The organism is Candidatus Saccharimonadales bacterium (assembly GCA_035480635.1).
GTDB lineage: Bacteria > Patescibacteriota > Saccharimonadia > UBA4664 > DATIHN01 > DATIHN01.
This window is the reverse complement of record DATIHN010000010.1, coordinates 1-18,260: the sequence shown is the minus strand read 5'-3', so window position 1 is coordinate 18,260 and position 18,260 is coordinate 1. Positions and strand designations below refer to the sequence as shown.

General features: G+C 49.9%; 17 protein-coding genes and 2 rRNA genes. 5 read left to right on the top strand and 14 right to left on the bottom strand.

Annotated features, from left to right (window positions below; genetic code table 11):
- Positions 1 to 92 precede the first annotated feature (92 nt).
- The 5 genes from recJ to secD form a co-directional block, all read right to left on the bottom strand.
- On the bottom strand, positions 93 to 1,742 hold the full coding sequence (gene recJ, locus VLE72_00925) for a single-stranded-DNA-specific exonuclease RecJ (GenBank protein ID HSX14459.1): 1,650 nt from the start codon (positions 1,740 to 1,742) through the stop codon (positions 93 to 95).
- 203 nt (positions 1,743 to 1,945) lie between these two features.
- On the bottom strand, positions 1,946 to 2,224 hold the full coding sequence (locus VLE72_00920; protein ID HSX14458.1) for a winged helix-turn-helix domain-containing protein: 279 nt from the start codon (positions 2,222 to 2,224) through the stop codon (positions 1,946 to 1,948).
- 240 nt (positions 2,225 to 2,464) lie between these two features.
- Positions 2,465 to 2,938, bottom strand: a complete 474-nt coding sequence (locus VLE72_00915; protein ID HSX14457.1) for an NUDIX domain-containing protein — start codon at positions 2,936 to 2,938, stop codon at positions 2,465 to 2,467.
- A gap of 40 nt (positions 2,939 to 2,978) precedes the next feature.
- Entirely contained in the window at positions 2,979 to 3,881 is a 903-nt protein-coding gene (gene secF / locus VLE72_00910; GenBank protein HSX14456.1) for a protein translocase subunit SecF, read from the bottom strand.
- A complete protein-coding gene (gene secD / locus VLE72_00905) occupies positions 3,878 to 5,191 on the bottom strand; it encodes a protein translocase subunit SecD (GenBank protein ID HSX14455.1) in 1,314 nt (437 codons plus the stop codon). The genes secF and secD overlap by 4 nt, the downstream gene beginning before the upstream one ends.
- A gap of 101 nt (positions 5,192 to 5,292) precedes the next feature.
- Here secD and priA point away from each other — a divergent pair, with 101 nt between their 5' ends.
- From priA to VLE72_00890, 3 genes are read left to right on the top strand one after another with little or no spacing between them, the layout of a single operon-like run.
- A complete protein-coding gene (priA, locus tag VLE72_00900) occupies positions 5,293 to 7,221 on the top strand; it encodes a primosomal protein N' (GenBank protein HSX14454.1) in 1,929 nt (642 codons plus the stop codon).
- A gap of 1 nt (position 7,222) precedes the next feature.
- Positions 7,223 to 7,774, top strand: a complete 552-nt coding sequence (def, locus tag VLE72_00895) for a peptide deformylase (GenBank protein ID HSX14453.1) — start codon at positions 7,223 to 7,225, stop codon at positions 7,772 to 7,774.
- Positions 7,764 to 8,666 carry a methionyl-tRNA formyltransferase gene (locus tag VLE72_00890; GenBank protein HSX14452.1) on the top strand — a complete coding sequence of 301 codons (903 nt, stop codon included), beginning with the start codon at positions 7,764 to 7,766 and terminating at the stop codon, positions 8,664 to 8,666. The genes def and VLE72_00890 overlap by 11 nt, the downstream gene beginning before the upstream one ends.
- Here the strand turns inward: VLE72_00890 and VLE72_00885 are convergent.
- The 4 genes from VLE72_00885 to VLE72_00870 form a co-directional block, all read right to left on the bottom strand.
- Positions 8,661 to 9,761, bottom strand: coding sequence for a hypothetical protein (locus tag VLE72_00885; protein HSX14451.1), 1,101 nt, complete (start codon positions 9,759 to 9,761; stop codon positions 8,661 to 8,663). The genes VLE72_00890 and VLE72_00885 overlap by 6 nt on opposite strands.
- A 42-nt stretch (positions 9,762 to 9,803) precedes the next feature.
- Entirely contained in the window at positions 9,804 to 10,133 is a 330-nt protein-coding gene (locus VLE72_00880; protein HSX14450.1) for a ribosome-binding factor A, read from the bottom strand.
- Positions 10,130 to 11,899: a translation initiation factor IF-2 gene (gene infB / locus VLE72_00875; GenBank protein HSX14449.1), complete on the bottom strand. Its 1,770-nt coding sequence runs from the start codon at positions 11,897 to 11,899 to the stop codon at positions 10,130 to 10,132. Before infB ends, VLE72_00880 begins: the two co-directional genes overlap by 4 nt.
- 184 nt (positions 11,900 to 12,083) lie before the next feature.
- On the bottom strand, positions 12,084 to 13,196 hold the full coding sequence (locus VLE72_00870) for a S1 RNA-binding domain-containing protein (protein HSX14448.1): 1,113 nt from the start codon (positions 13,194 to 13,196) through the stop codon (positions 12,084 to 12,086).
- A 411-nt stretch (positions 13,197 to 13,607) separates the two neighbouring features.
- Here VLE72_00870 and VLE72_00865 point away from each other — a divergent pair, with 411 nt between their 5' ends.
- On the top strand, positions 13,608 to 14,447 hold the full coding sequence (locus tag VLE72_00865; protein HSX14447.1) for an ROK family protein: 840 nt from the start codon (positions 13,608 to 13,610) through the stop codon (positions 14,445 to 14,447).
- A 114-nt stretch (positions 14,448 to 14,561) separates the two neighbouring features.
- Positions 14,562 to 14,981, top strand: coding sequence for a hypothetical protein (locus VLE72_00860; GenBank protein ID HSX14446.1), 420 nt, complete (start codon positions 14,562 to 14,564; stop codon positions 14,979 to 14,981).
- A gap of 36 nt (positions 14,982 to 15,017) precedes the next feature.
- Here the strand turns inward: VLE72_00860 and VLE72_00855 are convergent, their stop codons facing one another.
- The 5 genes from VLE72_00855 to VLE72_00835 all read right to left on the bottom strand — a co-directional run.
- Positions 15,018 to 15,236, bottom strand: coding sequence for a KGG domain-containing protein (locus VLE72_00855; protein ID HSX14445.1), 219 nt, complete (start codon positions 15,234 to 15,236; stop codon positions 15,018 to 15,020).
- A gap of 193 nt (positions 15,237 to 15,429) precedes the next feature.
- Positions 15,430 to 16,776 carry a right-handed parallel beta-helix repeat-containing protein gene (locus VLE72_00850; protein HSX14444.1) on the bottom strand — a complete coding sequence of 449 codons (1,347 nt, stop codon included), beginning with the start codon at positions 16,774 to 16,776 and terminating at the stop codon, positions 15,430 to 15,432.
- A gap of 149 nt (positions 16,777 to 16,925) precedes the next feature.
- Complete coding sequence (locus tag VLE72_00845) at positions 16,926 to 17,390, bottom strand: hypothetical protein (protein ID HSX14443.1); 465 nt, start codon at positions 17,388 to 17,390, stop codon at positions 16,926 to 16,928.
- Positions 17,391 to 17,525: 135 nt separating this feature from the next.
- Positions 17,526 to 17,634 (bottom strand): 5S ribosomal RNA (gene rrf, locus VLE72_00840).
- 117 nt (positions 17,635 to 17,751) lie between these two features.
- Positions 17,752 to 18,260 (bottom strand): 23S ribosomal RNA (locus VLE72_00835); the annotation flags it as partial.

Here is an 18,260-nt window from a genome sequence, read left to right as displayed (position 1 = left end):
GGAGGGGCGCAAATTGCGGATTTCTGAACACAAATGTTATTAAATTTGAGTACGAAAATTAATTGATAAACTTATTTATTCAAAATTCGTTTTTATTGCAAGCTTATCAGAACTAATTCTGGTTCGGGCTGGCCAAAGAAAGCGTTCGAAACTAGCTGCGTTTTAACCTCAATCGACTGCCCAATGCTGAGGTTGGGGTGACGATCAGCCATATTGAAGCCCAAGGCTGTTAGAGTTTCGCCGCCGGTATCAGCCAAGGCCAGTTTAAGGTGTTTTTGATCTTTTCCAACCTGGCCGACCCTAACCACTTTCAGGTTTGGGATGGCAATGATAGGTTTAGGATTACCATTGCCAAAGGGCTCTAGTAAATCGATTTCGCGAATTAAATCGAGCTTCAAGCTACTAAAATTATCGACCTCAAGGTCAGCCTCTTCTCCTTCTGAACGCGCCGGGTCTGCAGCAGCCATTCGTTCAATCAACTCTGCGCGGAGTTTTTCGATATCGGCGCTCTTAATTGTGAAGCCAGCGGCAAAATGATGGCCGCCCAGTTTAACAAAGCGCTCGTCTAGCTTCCGTAAGTTTTCAATCAAATTGAAATTTGCTGTGCTCCTAGCCGATCCTTTGGCCAAATCTCCCATAATTTGCATGATCAGAACTGGTTTATGCCACCGCTCAACTAGTTTTGAAGCTACTATCCCCACTATGCCATGGCTCCAATCTGGGCTAGCTAGTACTAAGATGGGATCATTTTGGTAGCGTTCGGCCTGAGTCCCAGCTTCGGCCAAAATTTGGGCCTGCTGGTCACGCCGCTCTTGGTTCAAGCCATCAAGATAGTCCGCTAGTTGCCCCGCCTCACTAGAATTAGTAGCCGTTAATAGGGCTAAGGCCTTTTGGGCATGCTCCAACCGGCCAGCCGCATTTAGTCTGGGGCCAAGCATAAAGCCCAAGTGATAACTAGAAATTCCACCCAGATCGATACCCGCCACATCGGCCAACGCCTTTAAACCCACCCGACGGCTTTTGGCCATAACTTTTAGCCCATATTTCACCAGCAGGCGATTCTCACCGACCAAAGTCACGACATCACAAACCGTACCCAAGGCCACTAGATCAAGCAGCCACTTTTCCTGGCCGGGCTCCGGCCGCCCCAACTTTTGTTGGATACCTTGAATCAACTTAAAGGCCACCCCAACACCAGCCAGATCCTTGAAGGGATAATTGTCGCCAGGTTGTTTGGGATTGATAACCGCTAACGCCTGCGGCAGTTGATCCGGCACCGAGTGGTGATCAGTAATAATTAAATCAAGCTTGTTGGTCCTAGCCCAATCGGCCTCAGCCAAACTGGTAATACCACAGTCAACACTGATGACTAGATCAATGCCCTTGGCTTTGAGTTTAGTTAAGGCTTCGGTGTTTATGCCATAACCTTCTTCAAATCGATCAGGAATGTAGACCTCAGCCTTGGCGCCCAGGCTACTCAGAAAGTCCAGCATAGCGGCACTGGCAGTCAAGCCATCAATGTCGTAATCACCGTAAATGCCAATTGACTGGCGATTTTTAATGGCGCTAATAATTCTCTCAACCGCCGCTGCCATTCCGGTTAACAAAAATGGATCATGCAGCCCACTATTATAATCAGGATCCAGGAACTCTTGGATCTGACCCGGCGTGGTATAACCGCGCTGAGCCAAAATCTGCGCTACCAGAGCTGATAACTGGGTGGATTGTCTAACTTCAGGCATACCCCTAGGTTAGCACAACCCGTTGGTACTGCCAGGCTGAGTTTAATTAAATCCAACGACGCAGTCCCGCAAAGCTGGGATCGCTGCGGGGTACAAAATTGGCCGGCGGTTCGGGTTGGTAGAGATTGCGGAGTTGGTACTTGCTTGTGATATTTATTTGGTTAGTTTTTTGTCTGAATTTTTTAAACATTTTGTTGGGGTTTTTATGCTTTTATATGCCTCACTTGAGATTTTAAGACTATGCCTTGGAGCTCTCGGTAGAGCTTAAAGTGCTGGTTGGCAAAGTAAACCTTGGAGTTACCCTCCTTGGCACTTTTGACAAAACCGGCCTTTTCTAGGCGTTGGAGCTCGCGCTGAACATTGCCAGCATCTTCTTTAATCATTTTGGCCAAACCGCGCACATGTATCCGAAAATCCGGATACTTGGTATATAACGTAATAATCTTACGCCGCGTTTTGGATGTGATAAAGAGATCGAGCATCCAGGCCCTCCTACAGCTACGTCCACCTCTTGGATTTCGCTTATGCTATGTTACCATTGTTACTAGCTGGTGTAAAGATTATGAACAATTGCCCCCACCCCAAAAACCTCGCTACAACCTATGGCCTCTTCTGTACCGACTGCGGCACATTGGCCTCTTTGAACAAGAAAAAAGCCAGAGCCAAGAGCAAACCGGAACCGCAGCTAGGCGTTGGTATCGCCAGGATTTGGGAACACTAAACTACGAAGCTGGGTTTTCCGAAGTTGCCTCAAGAGAATCGAGATATTCATTAACCACTTCGCTATAACCATATGCAAAATTAGTACTGCGAGCTTGTTCTCTAGTCAAAAAAACCAGGCCCTGACCCTCGTCAGTTCTAAGATTTGGTACACTATCTAGCTCAGCTACAAATACATTATGCTCTCCAGGCCTATCATCAACCCAAGTTTTGAAGAGCTTAATGTCGCTCGCTACAAAGGACTGACCTGTATCTTTGTCTTTTAATTCTTCACCGACTTCCCGACGAGCAGCTTCTTCCGGGGATTCGTCACCTTCAAGGTGACCACCAATAATATCAATCATGCCCGGACATGATATATCGGGCCGATCGTCTCGCAAGAAAAACATCAATTGATCGGTGGGCTTGATATGAAAGATAATACCCGCACCACGGCTTGTAGGCTGTCGCTCGTTACCTGTTTCGTGCTCAATCATATACTGACGATACCATAATTCATTAGTTCGAATTGAAGACTCATGGCCTGGCTTTAGCTCGCTTCAATTTATAGTTGTGCCAGCTCACTAGCAGTGGTGAGGCGTTGAAGATCGATGAATAAGTACCGGATGCTACCCCGACTAATAGCGCTAGCACGAAGTAGCGAATGCTTTCGCCGCCGAAGAGGAAGAGCGCTAGAAGCGTTAGTAGCACGGTTAGCGAAGTATTAATGGAACGGGCGAAGGTTTCCAGAATGCTATCGTTTACGACGGTTTCAAAGCTGGCCCGTTCGCGGCGCAAGTTCTCGCGAATGCGGTCGAACACCACAATGGTATCGTGGACACTAAAGCCAATAACGGTTAGAACCGCAGTCACGAACAAGGCATCAACCTCGATGCCAAAGAAGTGTCCTAGCAGCGAAAAAACACCTAGTACAAAGAAGGCATCATGCAACAAGGCAATTATCGCGGTAACGCCAAAACTCCACGGGCTGACCGGCGGTGGCGCATTACGAAAGGCAAAGGCCACGTAGCAAACGATGGCAAATGAGGCTGCGGCAATTGCTAGCAAGGCATTGCGGGTAATATCGCGGCTAACACTTGAACCAATCGTGCTATAGCTAATTTCACTCAAACCAGTAGTGGCTAAGGCAGCCTTGAATTCCTTGTGACGGGCTTCGGCTTGATCTGGGCTGCCGGGATCTCGGTAGCGAATTAGCAAATGTTCACCACTGCCAGAGGTAACAGTTACGTCCTGAAAACCCAAAGTTTTGGCCTGAGCCGTAATGGCGCTAGCATTCCCCCCACCTTGAATTTCGAGCAAGGAGCCGCCTTTGAAATCAATACCCAACTTTAAATGGAAGACCACTAGCGAAATTAGCCCTGGCAAAATGACTGCTAATGAAATCGAGTACCAGATTCGGCGGCGGCCAATGATGTTCATTTGGGCGACTCCTCCAGCTTTAATCCGTAGAGTTTAGGGTTCTTGCCAACTTTGGTCATGATGATGCCCCGCAGGAAAGTTCGGCTCACTACCACGGCCGTAAACATACTGATGACGACTCCCAATCCAAGCGTCACAGCAAAACCGCGGATGATTGGAATTGAGCTCGAAAATGAGTACAGAATCACGCAAGTAATTAGGGTTGAGACGTTGGAATCACGGATGCTGGGCCAAGCTCTATCAAAGCCAGCCTCAACTGCCGCTACAAAGCTCTTGCCGGCCCGCAATTCTTCTTTCATCCGCTCGAAAATTAAAATGTTGGCATCAACCGCCATACCAATACTTAAAATGAAGCCGGCAATACCTGCCAGTGTTAAAACTATTCCGTAAGGCGTAAAAGCGCTCAGTTTATAGATTGTTAGTGTTAGAGCGGTGTAAATTCCGAGCGCCGCCACAGCCACCACGCCGGCCAAGCGATAATACATAATCATAAACAGGGCCACTACACCCAGCCCGATAACACCCGCTACCAAGCTATGGCGAACCGACTCCCGACCCAAAGTCGGCCCGACCGTCTGTTGTTGGACCGGGTGGATTGGTACCGGCAGGGCGCCAGCGTTAATTAATTGAGCGATGCGTTTAGCGGTTTTGACGTCGAAATTACCCGATAGCTGAGCTTTGCCATCGGTAATCGGACTCGAGACGGTCGCGGGTCCAAAGATCGGATCCTGATCCAGTAGGGTTAGGAGCTGGGTGCCGGTTTGGTTGATGCGGGTGGTAACTTGGCCGAAACGTTTGGTTGAGTCCCCCGATTTCATTTGCAGCGTCACAATTGGTTGACCACTTTGGGGATCAAAGTCAGCCGTAGCTTTTTGAACGTCCTTGCCTGAAATCCCAGTGTCGCTAGCGCCTTGGGTTTTGGGATCAATTTCCAGAAAAACCAAATTAGCAGTCTGGCCAATCAGATTCTCAGCTGCGGTAACATCAGTTACTCCTGGTAATTCAACGATAATCTTATCTGAGCCAAGCTGTTGAACATTGGTTTCTGAGGTACCAACGCTATTAACTCGCTTAGTAATAACATCCTTGAGCGAAGCCATGGCAGCGGCCTGATCGCTAGCTTTAGTCTGAGTTAAATCGGCTTGATAGACCAAATGAGCACCCCCCTGCAAATCAAGGCCCTCTCGAACTTGGAGGTGTGAATGTTTAAAGCCGATTTTATGCAGTAAGCTATCCTCTTTGGGATAGGCCAGCACCGCAACTATCAGGGTTAAAATTCCAATTAAAATGAGTTTGGTCTTTGTTGTCATGGCTCTTGCAAGGACTATAACCAGACGGCCTGCTGGCGTCAATCTAGAGCTTCTAGCCTCTAGGCGCAGCCTAAGGTGTCGGCTTCCTCTATAATAACCCTATGGCAAGACATTATTATTTGGTTGGAGTAACTCAACCCACCGGCGGTGCTGGCCTGACCTACCACGCTGAGCGGGAGCTGGCGGTTGGCCAGCTGGTCGAAGTTAGCCTGCGGCAGAGGCGAATGGCTGGGGTTATCTTGAGTAGCGTGCCAAAACCCAGTTTTACCACTAAGGCAGTGGAGCGCGTTTTGGATCTGGCTGCCCTGCCACCACAGCTAGTCGAGCTTGGCGATTGGTTGTGGCACTACTATGCCTGCGATGCCGCCGCAGCTTGGCAAACCATCATTCCGGCCGGGGCCCTCAAAACCCGCCGAGCCACGACCGAAAAGTCGCCTACTAAATCCGAAATCAAGATACCAAAGTTGACTGGAGAACAAACTACGACTGTTCAGGCCATCGCTTCAAGCGATAAAACCACTATATTGCTGCGCGGTGTGACCGGTGCCGGTAAAACCGAGGTTTATTTGGAGATTGTCACACAAACCCTAGCCGCCGGACGCTCGAGTATCATTTTGGTGCCAGAAATCGCCCTGACCCCCCAAACCGAGGCTCGTTTTCGCACCCGTTTTGGTAATCAGGTCTTGCTGACCCATTCTGGTCTAACAGAGGCTCAGCGCTTTCGGGTGTGGCGCCAGGTTCTAGAATCTAGCGACCCCCAAATTGTGGTCGGGCCGCGCTCAGCCTTGTTTTTGCCAATTAAGCAGCTGGGGTTAATTGTCATCGATGAATGCCACGAAAGCTCTTACAAGCAAGAGCAAGCGCCGCGCTATGAGGCCGCCATTGTGGCGGCAAAACTGGCGCACTTACACCAAGCCAAGTTATTACTCGGCAGCGCCACTCCGGGGTTGCGCGAGGCCTTTTTGGCCAAACAAGGAGTTATAAAATTAGTTGAGCTAAGAGAGCGTTATAACCAAATTGCCCCAGCACCGCCGATTATCGTTGATCTAAAAGACCCTAGCGAATTTCGCGGCCACAAAATCTTTTCCCAAACCCTCTTAAGCCATTTGGATGAAACGCTTGAACGAGGGCGCCAGGCCCTACTCTTTTTAAACCGCCGGGGTAGTGCCAGCAGCCAGCTCTGTACCAACTGTCAGCATGTAACCCTCTGCCCACGCTGTCGCTTGCCCCTGACCTTTCATGCCGATCGAGCCCTAATGCTCTGTCATATTTGTAATTACTCAAAGGCTCCCACGGCCGTCTGCTCCAACTGTGGCCTGGCCGAACTGCGTTTCTTGGGCCTTGGAACCAAGCGGGTTGAAGATGAGTTACATTTGGTTTTTCCTAAAGCTCGGGTCATGCGACTCGATAAGGATAGCCTGAATTCAACCAACCTTGACCAACTCTACCAAGACCTTAACAATCACCAGATCGATGTCCTAATCGGGACCCAAATGATTGCCAAAGGACTAGATTTGCCTGCCATGGAAACCGTTGGCGTAGTGCTTGCCGATACCTCGCTTTACCTCCCCGACTACAGTGCTACTGAGCGGACTTACAATTTATTAACCCAAGTCAGTGGCCGGGCTGGTCGAGGCAGCCACCCAGGTCGGACTATTATTCAAACTTATTCACCCAATCACCAGGCCATTGCAGCTCTGGCACATGATGATTATTGGCGGTTTGCCAACGGTGAGTTGAGTGAGCGTCAGGAACTTGGTTACCCGCCCTACTACTATCTGCTAAAATTAAGTTACAGTCACAAATCTGAAGCCACTGCCAAAACTGCTGGAATCAAATTGGCTCGAGACTTGTCCGCAAATCCGAACATTATCGTGACTGGCCCGGCCCCGGCCTTTCGCCAATTTGCCAGCGGCCAAAATCACTGGCAAATCATTGCCAAGTCTCGCCGGCGCCAGAACTTAATCGAGGTTGCCCGGCAAGTTCCAACTGGTTGGACCAGCGATCTAGACCCCATTAACCTGCTCTAATATGACCAAAGACGATATTATTCACCTCCCTAATCCCAAGCTCCGGCAACGATCGACCAAAATTGGTCATGTCGATGCTTCGATCCGCCAGCTAGCCGAAAACATGATCGCCGCCACCTTGGACTGGGAACAATCCCGGCCGCACGAATTGGGTGCGGCTCTGGCGGCAATTCAAGTTGCTCAGGCCTATCGCTTAATCATTATTCGCCAAGATTTTGAAAATCGCGCTAACACTAGTTTCATGGTTTTTATAAATGCCGAAATTGTTAAACGTGAAGGCGAACCCACTCACGATATGGAAGGTTGCCTGAGTGTGCCGGATATTTACGGCAAAATTGAGCGCTACCCTAAAGTTAAAGTTAAGGCTCTGAATCTTGATGGCAAAGAAGTTCGCCTGACCGCCCATGGCTTTTTGGCCCGAGTTTTTCAGCACGAGATTGATCACACCAAAGGCTTATTATTTATCGACCACATTAAAAGCCCGAATGATCTCTTCCAGCTCCAAGATTCGGGTAAGTTTACGCCGGTCGAGGCCGTCCGCGATGACAGCTAAACCCAAACTGGTTTTTTTTGGTACTGGACCCGTTAGTTTAGCTACGCTCCAGGGTTTAGGTGGTGTTTTTGATTTAGAGGCCATAATCACTCGCCCGGATCGCGAGGTCCATGGCAAACTAGTTGAGCATCCGGTTAAGGTCTGGGGCCGCCAGCATTCAATTCCCGTAATTTGCGCTGACAACAAGGCTGAGCTGGAGCAGCAAGTTAAATTGGCGCAATTTAGCTCGAGGGCTGGTTTGGTGGTTGATTTCGGCATCATCGTTTCTCAACCGACTATTGATGCCTTCCCCCTGGGAATTTTGAATAGCCACTACTCGCTCTTGCCCCAGTGGAGGGGACCCGATCCGATTACTCCAGCCATCCTAGAGGGCGCTAGTGAAACCGGGGTGACCATTATGCTAATTACTGCTGGCATGGACGAGGGACCGATATTAGTCCAGCAAACTTACCGAATGTCTGGCCACGAAACTATTTCTGAGTTAACCGACAACCTCGTTAAGTTATCTAACCAAATGCTGATCGCAACTGTACCCAACTATTTAGCCGGTAGCATCAAACCCAAACCTCAAGTTGGCCAACCGACCTTTACCCACAAATTAGCCAAAGCCGATGGCCTGATCGATTGGCATAAACCGGCCGTCCAAATCGAACGCGAGGTTCGAGCTTATCTGGGGTGGCCTAGTAGTTATACTAATCTTTTGCAAACTGATGTGGCCATCACCAAAGCCCACACCGAACCTACCAACGGCCCTGTTGGGCAGGTTTTTGTAACAGCTAATAAAGATTTGGCTGTCTATGCCAATCCCGGTGCCTTAGTTATTGAGCGCCTCAAACCGGCTGGCAAACGCGAAATGACCGGCAGAGAGTTCCTAGCCGGCCGTAAATTATAAGCCGCCAAACAGGCGATCCCAAAAGGAGGCTCGAGATTGCTGGCGTTGCTTTTTGCGGTATTCATTCAAGGCCGATTCAGTTCGGCCAAGGCTAAACTGCTCACCGGGGTTATAGCCAAAACCGGTCTGGCGCAAATAATTAAGTTCGCCGACACTAGAAGCTCCGGGTGGAAACTCCAGTGGCGTACCGCGGCCGGAAATGGCTTGGCCACCCAACTCTTTGTCCTTAGCCCTAGGCTCTTGCATAGCCTGCTGCAGCGCGCCAGAAGGTACTTTGACTCCCCTTTTGTTAGTAAATGGTGTTCGTTCAAGCTTCATAGTGTGAACCGAAATAACTTCACCGGTGCGGGCGTTTTGGCGCACGACTGAGACCGTCTCGGCGTTGACCCCCGCTTGATAATAGCTTTCATGAATTTTGGTCGATCCTCGGCCCTTATCCATCTCGAAAACCGGCTGAGCACCACGACCAGCCACAGCCTCAATGTAGCTGTCAGTTATTTTGGTTTGTTCGCCCCGCAGGGTAGCCCGACCACCAGCTGGCCCCCGACTAACCGTATCAACATCCGTTAGCGCCTTATCCATTTCAGTTTTATAAGTTTGCCCAGCTTTTTCGCCTTGAGCTTTGGCTTGCTCAACTCGCCCCTTGGCTAGATCCGGGCTACCAATATCTGTCAGGTTATCGGCCATGGTCCGATCAGCGTATTCGGCCGAAGCCATTTCAAAGGCTTTGTCCTCATTGGCTTCATAGCCAGCCTCTTTCTTGGCCCGCTCCTTCAACCCGCTTTCAACCTGAGCCCGACCAGCAGCTTCGCCCTCGGACTGACTTTTGGATAAGATTTTTTCGACGCGAGTCCTGGCTCGTTTGGTTAATTCGTTATCGGTTTTGCGAACATTATTTGGGTTGGCCTTAAGCTCAGCCTCCTTGGCCTCAGCCTCATTGCGAACTTCGAGCTGTTTTTCGGCCATGGCCCGAGCTAGATCTTTGTCTAGGATATATCCGGCTTTTTCGCCAGCCTCTTCTCGGTCGCTTTGAATGGTGTTTCGATCAATTTCGGCGGTAATTTCATCCGGCGTCGGGTTGGTTTCCCCTGGCATCAGGTTGGGCCTCCTATTTGCCTAAACTATATCACAAAAGCGCTAAAGCTCTCGAATAATCGATTCGATGTGCTGAGCGTAGTCGCCGCTGAGATCGCGTTTGAAAACCAATTTCGGTACAAACTTGGTGGTCATGACGCTAGCCACCGCAGCTTGAACATCTGGGCGCACAGCCTCAGCTGATTGCCAAAGAGCCTCTTGATCTTTGGGCTGACCCAGCAGACCTAACCAGACAGTGGCTTGTTTTAAATCTGGGGAGACATCAATAGCCGTCACCGTAATATTGGCTGAGCCGGGCCCAATGGCTTGGCTCAGTTCACTTGCAACTCTTTGGCGCAACAGACTTTTAACCTTTTCGGTTCTTTGACTCATAAACTACGGGACCGTTCCTCGGTGGTGTAGAATTCGAGCTCATCGCCAAGTTCAATGTTAGTGGTGGTATTAAGACTCAACCCACACTCCTCCCCTTCTAGGACTTCTTTGGCGGCTTGCTTATTCTTTTGCAAGCTGGCTAATTTGGCGCGCCCGACCTCTTGCCCAGCGCGGAAAATTTTGATTTCGAGGTTTGGCTCTACTTTGCCACTAGTAACTCGGCCGCCACAAACGACTTGGGTCTTGGTGGTTTTAAAGACACCTAGAATTTCCAGTTTGGCAGCGGTGGTTTCGATGACTTCAGGCGAAAGCATGCTAGAGAGCACATTGCGAATATCATCTAGTAATTCGTAGATGACCTTGTACTGTTGGATCTTAACGTTTTCTCTGATCGCTAATTGACGCACCGGTGAGCTGATGCCGACGTTGAAGCCGATCAGGAGCGCACTGGCCGTCTTAGCACTAGTAACGTCTGATTCGGCAATGTCGCCCAACCCGGATTGGACAACTTTAACGCCGACTTCTTCATTACGCAGGCTGCCCAGGTTTTCCAATAGGGCTTCCAGCGAACCCTGGACATCGGCTTTGATGACGATATTGAGCTCTTTGACCTTACCGGCCGTAATCGCACTTTTAATTTCTTCGAAGCCGATTTTTTTAACCCCCATTAAACTCTTGACCTGGCTCTGACGGGCTACGTTTACGGTATCGACTTTGGCTTGACGCTCGTCCTCGACCTCGCGGAACGGATCACCAAAGGCCGGAACGGCTTTGAGTCCAGTTACCACCGCCGGGGTCCCGGGGGTAGCGTGCTTGATCCGATGGCCTAGGTAGTCTTGTAAGCTCCGGATCTTGCCGTAGGTGGCACCGGAGACGATAACGTCACCGATATCCAGCTGGCCATTACTAACCAGGAGGGTGGCTACCGGGCCGCGGCCGCTTTCCAAATGAGATTCGACCACTACGCCATCACTTAAACCAGTAATTCTGGCCCGTAAGTCTTCTAGGTCAACCACCAGCAAGACCATGTCTAATAATTTATCGATGTTGGTGCCACTTTTGGCTGAGACTTCGACTGTCACCGTTTGGCCGCCCCAATCCTCTGGGACCAGTTCGAGTTCACTGAGTTCTTGCTTGACCCGATTAACATCGGCTCCGGGTTTGTCGATTTTATTAATTGCCACCACTATCTGAACACCAGCCTCTTTAGCAAATCGAATGGCCTCTTTGGTTTGAGGCTTAACCCCGTCGTCGGCGGCTACCACAATGATGGCTACATCGGTGATTCTGGCACCATGAGCTCGAATAGCCGAAAAGGCTTCATGCCCCGGTGTGTCCAAGAATGTAATCAGCCGGTCGTTGCGTTTGACCTGGTAGGCGCCGATGTGTTGAGTAATGCCGCCGGCTTCGGCCGAGGCCACATCGGCACTGCGAATGGCATCGAGCAAAGAAGTTTTACCATGATCAACATGGCCCATAACGGCCACTACTGGCGGCCTGGGTGCACCCTCGCCTTTAGGCAGATCGCTTTGGGGCAACGCCACATTAGCCACCTCGGCCTCTGGCTTGGCTTCAAAACCCAAGTCGCTGGCAATTATAGCCGCAGTGTCAAAATCAATCTGCTCGTTGATGGTTGCCATCACACCATTGCGCATTAGTTCAGCCATCACCTTAGTGACTGGCAGACCCAGGGCCTGACTAAAGTCGCCGACCGAAATAACGGCTGGTAGTTCCACGCTTTTTAACTGATCTGTCGTTTCACTCATCGTTTAAGACCTGTTAGTTTGGTTAATTTGGTGGCGCATTCTGGGCTGCAGGTGTAGAGCCCTCGGCCGGGCTGATTTTGTTTTGGGTCTGGTTTTGGTTCGCCTCGGTCAATGACCCATCTAGTCATTTCAGCTTTGGGATGGTGCAGCCGGCAAATTCGACACATTCGCCGAACTTCGGCCACTAGTCCTCACTCTTAGCCGCCTTGGCCCGGGGTTTGGTGGTTTTGGCTTTTAAGCTTAGGGAAAGTTTGTGAGCTTCCGGATCAATGGCAATAACGCGGAATTGTTTATTCTCACCCAGCTTGACCAATTTGTTGGGGTCTTCGACGTGCTCGTCGCTCAGTTCCGAAATGTGCACCAGAGCTTCAATGGCAGGGGTAACTTGGACAAAGGCGCCAAAAGGTGTGATCCGCGTGATTTTGCCCTCAACCTCATCGCCAACTTTCAGTTTGGCAATTTCTTTGAGCCAAGGATCGGGCTGGAGCTGTTTCATTGAAAGCGACAGTTTATCGCGATCAATCGAAATTATTTTAGCTTTGACGCTATCCCCGACTTTGACGTATTTGGCGGGGCTCTCAACTCGGTCCCAAGCGATTTCCGATATGTGGACCAAGCCTTCGATGCCATCGACGTTAACGAAGATGCCAAAATCGACTACGCCGGTTACAACACCTTCAATTTCATCGCCGACTTTCAGTTTGGCCACCTTGCCTTCGGTGTCCTCGCGCCGAGCGGCTTTCTCCGATAGAATCAATTTGCTCTCGCGGCGATTGACGTCCAGAATCCTAACCTGCAAGGGTTTATTAACTAAGCTAACCAAGCGATGTAAGATTTCATCTTTGTCGGCACCAGATACTCGGGGATAGTTTTCGGCTGATAATTGCGAAACTGGCAAGAATCCGCGGATGCCTTCGACCTCGATCAAGAGGCCACCTTTGTTGGCATCATAGGGATGCACGCTGAAGACCTCGCCGGTTTTAGCCCGTTCCTCCAGGACTTCCCAGCCCTTTTCTTTGGCCACTTTCTTTAGACTTAAAACGGCGTAACCACCCTCAGTTTCAGGTTCTAACACGCTAGCACTAATAACGTCGCCCGGCTTGATATCACTAGCTTGTTCAATTTCGCGACCGACCACTAGACCGGTGCCACGCATGCCAAGGTCTAACCAGACCTCATGCTTTTCGGCCGCAATCACAGTCCCTTCGGCCACATCACCCACGGCCATGCCAACGGCCGGTTGCTCAGCTAACAGCTCCTCCATGGTTGGATTTTCGATTTTACTTTTACTAGGCATAGTAGACAGGGCCAGCCCTCTTGGCTGGCTTCCTCCTTCGAACAAATTTTCTCCGCCCAAAATGCGGCGGCGATTTAGGCTTATTCTAACCTAATGACACCCCATCTGTAAAGATTAGCAATCAAAAAGCCCTCAAGCTGCTGAGGAAGGGATCGCTTGCGCGCCGCATCCCAAGCAACTTGAGAGCCATTTGTGAGCCGATCCGAGGATGGGGCTTTTGGAAGGTACATGGCATATAAGGAGGTGAGCACTCATATACCAAACTTACAAAGCCCCAACCTGGGACCACCTCGGCAATAATCACGGTATGGTTTAAGAGTCTAACACAATTGCATTTTTTTGTCAACACACTTCTCGCTTATTTCGCTTAAGGTTTTGGATTATCATGGCTTTTCGGCCTACAATACATGTATGTATGTTGGCATCGACATCGGCGGTACCAAGCTGCTAGCAGCGGCTTCAAACGACGGACGCCGGATGATTCGCTCGCACAAAATCGCCACCCCCAAAGACCCGCGGGCAGCCCTCGCGGCCATGATTGAATTGGTGCATCAGGTCTCAGCCGGTCGGCCGGTGGCCAGCATTGGTGTCTCAACTCCCGGGCCGTTGGATCTCCATAAAGGTGTCATCCTGACGCCACCTAATCTGCCGTGGCATAACGTCGAGATTAAGCGCGGTTTGGAACGCAGCCTTCACGCCAATGTAGTCGTGCAGCATGATGCTGCTTGCGGCGGCCTGGCCGAAGCCATTTTGGGTGCCGGCAAAGACTACCAAAGGGTCCTCTACGTCACTATCAGCACTGGTATTGGTGTTAGTTTGATCACGGATGGCCAAGTTTATCATGGAGCCGCTAGAAACATTGAGGCCGGCCATATCACGATCGCTCAAGATGGTCCTGAATGCAGCTGTGGCGCTCGCGGCCACTTTGAGGCCCTGGCTTCAGGTCGCGCTATCAAGCGCCAATACGGCAAGTTTGCTTACGAGATTCATGACGCCAAAACTTGGGATCAAATCGCTCAGCATTTGGCCGCGGGTTTGAGTTCGTTAGTGGCCGTCTACGCCCCTGATGTATTGGTGCTAGCAGGTGGGGTTAGCGTCCACTGGCGCCGTTTTGCGAGACCCTTGGCTCACTATATGGCGGCCGATTTTCGCTATGGCATCCCCCCAATTAAGCTGGCCAAGTATGTTGAAACGGCCCCGGTTATTGGTGCTCTACTCCTGGCCAGCCAGGCCGAGCGGCTATTGCTCTAATGCTAGACAGCAAGTGGCCGCAAAACTATACTGTAATTGGCTACTGGAGGGTGCACAATTTTGGATTTTTTGAAGAACTTTCCTGAGTATACATTCGTCCCTGGAAGGTTTTTTATGTACTCACCCAAAGCTCAAACCATTACTTATGACCCTAAGCGCTTGAAGCGTAACGACGGTAAAATCGGCTTATTACACGAAATCGGCCACGCTTATCTGGGTCATAAATATTACACCTACGATATGCAACTTCTAACCATGGAAATGGACGCCTGGGACTTTGTCCGCCGGATGGCTATGACTTATAGCATTAAAATCGATGAGGCCCACATTAACCGCTGCATCGCCAGCTACGACGAATGGCTGAGCAAACGGGCGACCTGCCCCAGTTGTGATAACTTTAGCCTCCAGAGCGGCCGTCACAGCTTCAGCTGCTTCATTTGTGGCTCCAGGTGGACCACTAATCAAAATCAACTCAGCCGCGTTAAACGCACAGTCATAGATAATTTCGAGCGCCCCAGGCTAGCTCACAACTAAAAAAGACCCCGAGGGGTCTTTTTTAGTTTAGTGGCTTTAAGCCGCTAATTGGTCGCTAGCTTCGCTTTTCTTTGAGCGGCGTGATCGCAAGCCGCCTTTGCGGCCGGCTTCGCGAGCCAGTTCAGGGTTTTTGGCAAAGCCTCCACCCGTACTCTTTTTACCACCCATGCGGCCGATTTCTTGGTAGAAGTTCAGCCCGTAGCGTTGCTTGTTGGTCTTAGCAGCCTTAGTGCCACCTAGGTTTGTGCCTGACATAGTCAACTCCTTAGTGCTTAATTACTTTATATGGTGCCACAGCGGACCCTCATCTGCCTTTGGACGTTTCAACAAAAAGCTAGCCATAATGCTTATGATTTTTGGTTGAGGACGCTGGCACCACCAAATTGGGCAAATTCTAGCATAATGCGGTTATGCTGTCAATAGCATAAGCGATTTTTTTACTTATGGTTTATAACCCACCTGGGCAAGGTACTAATGAAGTAGGCAAATAGACGCCGTTAGATTTGTTCTCGCATTCAATTACAGAGGTATTGGTCCCAACTAGCCCCAGCGGCGCCGGCGAGTTATTGAAGTCATTGCGATAAACCTTAACCTGGTTAGTGTCATTTAGGGTGACCCCTTCTTTAGCGGTTTTGGGTGATTGATAGAAGTTGTGATTACCCGAGACAATGATGTCATCAATTTCCACAAAACTCATGTTGTCTTCATTAATCCCCGGATCGCCCCGAGTATTACCGATGACATAAAAACCACTGCGGCGACCAAACGGCAACGCCAGCGGTCCTGTCTCAGCACTAAAGCTAAAGCGCTGAACGTTATTGTTTTGGATGGTGATGCGGTGAATATTGGCACTCCTGCCACCAGCGCTGAAGAAACTGAAGCGGACAGCCCCAAAAGTGTTGTTTTGAAATACCGCATCTGTGACCCCGCCAGTATCCGAGTTGGGTTCAAGGTCCAGCGCCGTCCGGCAAACGTTATCTATTGTATTATTATTGACTGTTAAGTTTTTGACGCCAGTCAGCCCGAGGCCTTGCCGGCCGTTTTTGCTTAGTGTTGAATTCTTGAGCGTTACCCCGTTAGACCAAGTAGCTTCGCTGCCGCCAGTAAAATTAACGAAGTCTCCGTAGACATTATTTATCGTCACTCCATCGATAACGACGCCGGAAGAGCTATCAACAATGATGCCGTGTTGAGCCTCTAGGGTTTGATTGTAGCAAGTATCATCAAAATTACCGTTGCCAAGATAAACGTTCGAGGGATTAGGGCCGATAATCTTCAAGTTATTAACTTGAATGCTAGTGCTTGTGATGATTCCTAGATGGTAGCGGTTTCTAGGCCAATCGGGGTCGTTCTTATAGCGATTAGACGTACCAGATCCATCGGTTATGGCTTTGATGGTGGCGCCGTTGCCGTTTAGAATAATCCCGGTTTTATTGATGAGGGCTAGTGTATTTTCGGACCGATAGCAGGCCCCGGGTTTTAGTTCAATGACTGAATTGTTGGGCACACTATCCAACCAGGCTTGCATGGCGTCGGTGACGTCGGTCGAGCAATCTGTGTTAATACTAGACGGCGGCGAAATGGTTATCCTGCCCCAATTGGCCGCTAGAATCGAGATGTCTAGAATGGTCACATAACCATCACCGTTGAGATCACCCTGGCTAAAGGTCTTCCCGCCCAAACCATAATTGCTGGCCAGAATTGAAAGATCGCTGACGTCGACTTTGCCGTCATTATTGATGTCAGCATTGGTGGCCCGAGCGTGATAAATCAAATAGATTCCGATAGCAGCCATTAGGACTGCGAGCAGAATAAAAGTCACGATCCTAAACCTAGGATGGCGCAAGATAGAATAAGGCAAGGCTATCACGATTATGCTTATCTTAGCTTGCCTAGACGCCAAAAACCACCCCGTAAAGGGTGGGTTTGTTAAGAATCTTTCAGCTATTTAACTTCTGGTGGAGTTTCGTCTGTATAGGGTGGGTACTTCACGTCAATGCCGTCGGGGTGGGCCTCACTAACTGCCTCTCTCGCGTCTTTGATGGCTTGCTCTTTGTAGCCCTCTTCGTCTTTACGGAAATGTTGCTCTGAGCGCCAAAGGTTAGCATCTCTGATGTCTGTGTTAGTCTGCAGAGAATCTCTCAGTTCATCGGCCTCTTTCCGAGCGGTCTTCTGTGCTGATCTTAGCTCGTCTGGGAGCTTTTCACCCGTATTCTTCACTATCATATTAGCGGCACGAGCCAAGGTTTCTTCATTAGCTTCAGCCGCTTCTTTGTCCTCAGTGTCACCTTCAACTTGTCTAGCAGACCAATCTTCTTTCGAAGCGTATTTTCTAGCTTGAGCTAGTTCATTGGGGCCTAAACCCTTTAGCTCGTCTTCTCCGGGGTTTGAGCCCTCTGGCATCGGCATTTGAATTCCCTCCTAGTTGCCTCAAATTTCTCATAGTCGCAAAAGAAAAGCAACTTCACTATTAGATGGCCGCGCGATACTCACGATGACAATTTAGACGCCAAAAACCACCCCGTAAAGGGTGGTTTTTGATTAATCCGGCACCGCGCTACTCTCCCGCTAATGCAGTACCATCGCCGCAGAGAGGCTTAACTTCCGTGTTCGGGATGGGAACGGGTGTGGCCCTCTCGCCATAAGCACCGGGCAAGCTGCACGATAAATCCTGCAACCTACTCGATTCTCAAGTTTACGTGCCCAAATTGCTAGTCAAACAAATCTCAATTTTTGCGATATCAGCCCGAAGGCCAAGCTCACAAAAATAAGTAAAAAGTCGATCGACCATTAGTACACCTCGGCTGAAAGCATTACTGCCCTTACACCTAGTGCCTATCAACCACGTAGTCTACATGGGGTCTAATGGGGAAATCTAATCTTGAGGTCGGCTTCGCGCTTATATGCTTTCAGCGCTTATCCGTTCCGAACGTAGCTACCCGGCAATGCCCTTGGCAGAACAACCGGTACACCAGAGGTTCGTTCACTCCGGTCCTCTCGTACTAGGAGTCACTCCTCTCAAATTTCCTAACGCCCACACCAGATAGGGACCGAACTGTCTCACGACGTTCTGAACCCAGCTCGCGTACCGCTTTAATGGGCGAACAGCCCAACCCTTGGAAGGTGCTTCCCCTCCAGGATGCGACGAGCCGACATCGAGGTGCCAAACAGCTTCGTCGATGTGAACTCTTGGAAGCTATAAGCCTGTTATCCCCGGGGTAACTTTTGTCCGTTGAGTGCTGCCGATTCCACTTTCATGTCTCGTAAACGAGATGTTTT

Excerpts from the sequence above, each read along its gene's own strand:
- recJ (HSX14459.1), bottom strand. The coding sequence starts at position 1,742 with ATGCCTGAAGTTAGACAATCCACCCAGTTATCAGCTCTGGTAGCGCAG.
- VLE72_00920 (HSX14458.1), bottom strand. The coding sequence starts at position 2,224 with ATGCTCGATCTCTTTATCACATCCAAAACGCGGCGTAAGATTATTACG.
- VLE72_00915 (HSX14457.1), bottom strand. The coding sequence starts at position 2,938 with ATGATTGAGCACGAAACAGGTAACGAGCGACAGCCTACAAGCCGTGGT.
- secF (HSX14456.1), bottom strand. The coding sequence starts at position 3,881 with ATGAACATCATTGGCCGCCGCCGAATCTGGTACTCGATTTCATTAGCA.
- secD (HSX14455.1), bottom strand. The coding sequence starts at position 5,191 with ATGACAACAAAGACCAAACTCATTTTAATTGGAATTTTAACCCTGATA.
- priA (HSX14454.1), top strand. The coding sequence starts at position 5,293 with ATGGCAAGACATTATTATTTGGTTGGAGTAACTCAACCCACCGGCGGT.
- def (HSX14453.1), top strand. The coding sequence starts at position 7,223 with ATGACCAAAGACGATATTATTCACCTCCCTAATCCCAAGCTCCGGCAA.
- VLE72_00890 (HSX14452.1), top strand. The coding sequence starts at position 7,764 with ATGACAGCTAAACCCAAACTGGTTTTTTTTGGTACTGGACCCGTTAGT.
- VLE72_00885 (HSX14451.1), bottom strand. The coding sequence starts at position 9,761 with ATGCCAGGGGAAACCAACCCGACGCCGGATGAAATTACCGCCGAAATT.
- VLE72_00880 (HSX14450.1), bottom strand. The coding sequence starts at position 10,133 with ATGAGTCAAAGAACCGAAAAGGTTAAAAGTCTGTTGCGCCAAAGAGTT.
- infB (HSX14449.1), bottom strand. The coding sequence starts at position 11,899 with ATGAGTGAAACGACAGATCAGTTAAAAAGCGTGGAACTACCAGCCGTT.
- VLE72_00870 (HSX14448.1), bottom strand. The coding sequence starts at position 13,196 with ATGCCTAGTAAAAGTAAAATCGAAAATCCAACCATGGAGGAGCTGTTA.
- VLE72_00865 (HSX14447.1), top strand. The coding sequence starts at position 13,608 with ATGTATGTTGGCATCGACATCGGCGGTACCAAGCTGCTAGCAGCGGCT.
- VLE72_00860 (HSX14446.1), top strand. The coding sequence starts at position 14,562 with ATGTACTCACCCAAAGCTCAAACCATTACTTATGACCCTAAGCGCTTG.
- VLE72_00855 (HSX14445.1), bottom strand. The coding sequence starts at position 15,236 with ATGTCAGGCACAAACCTAGGTGGCACTAAGGCTGCTAAGACCAACAAG.
- VLE72_00850 (HSX14444.1), bottom strand. The coding sequence starts at position 16,776 with ATGGCTGCTATCGGAATCTATTTGATTTATCACGCTCGGGCCACCAAT.
- VLE72_00845 (HSX14443.1), bottom strand. The coding sequence starts at position 17,390 with ATGCCGATGCCAGAGGGCTCAAACCCCGGAGAAGACGAGCTAAAGGGT.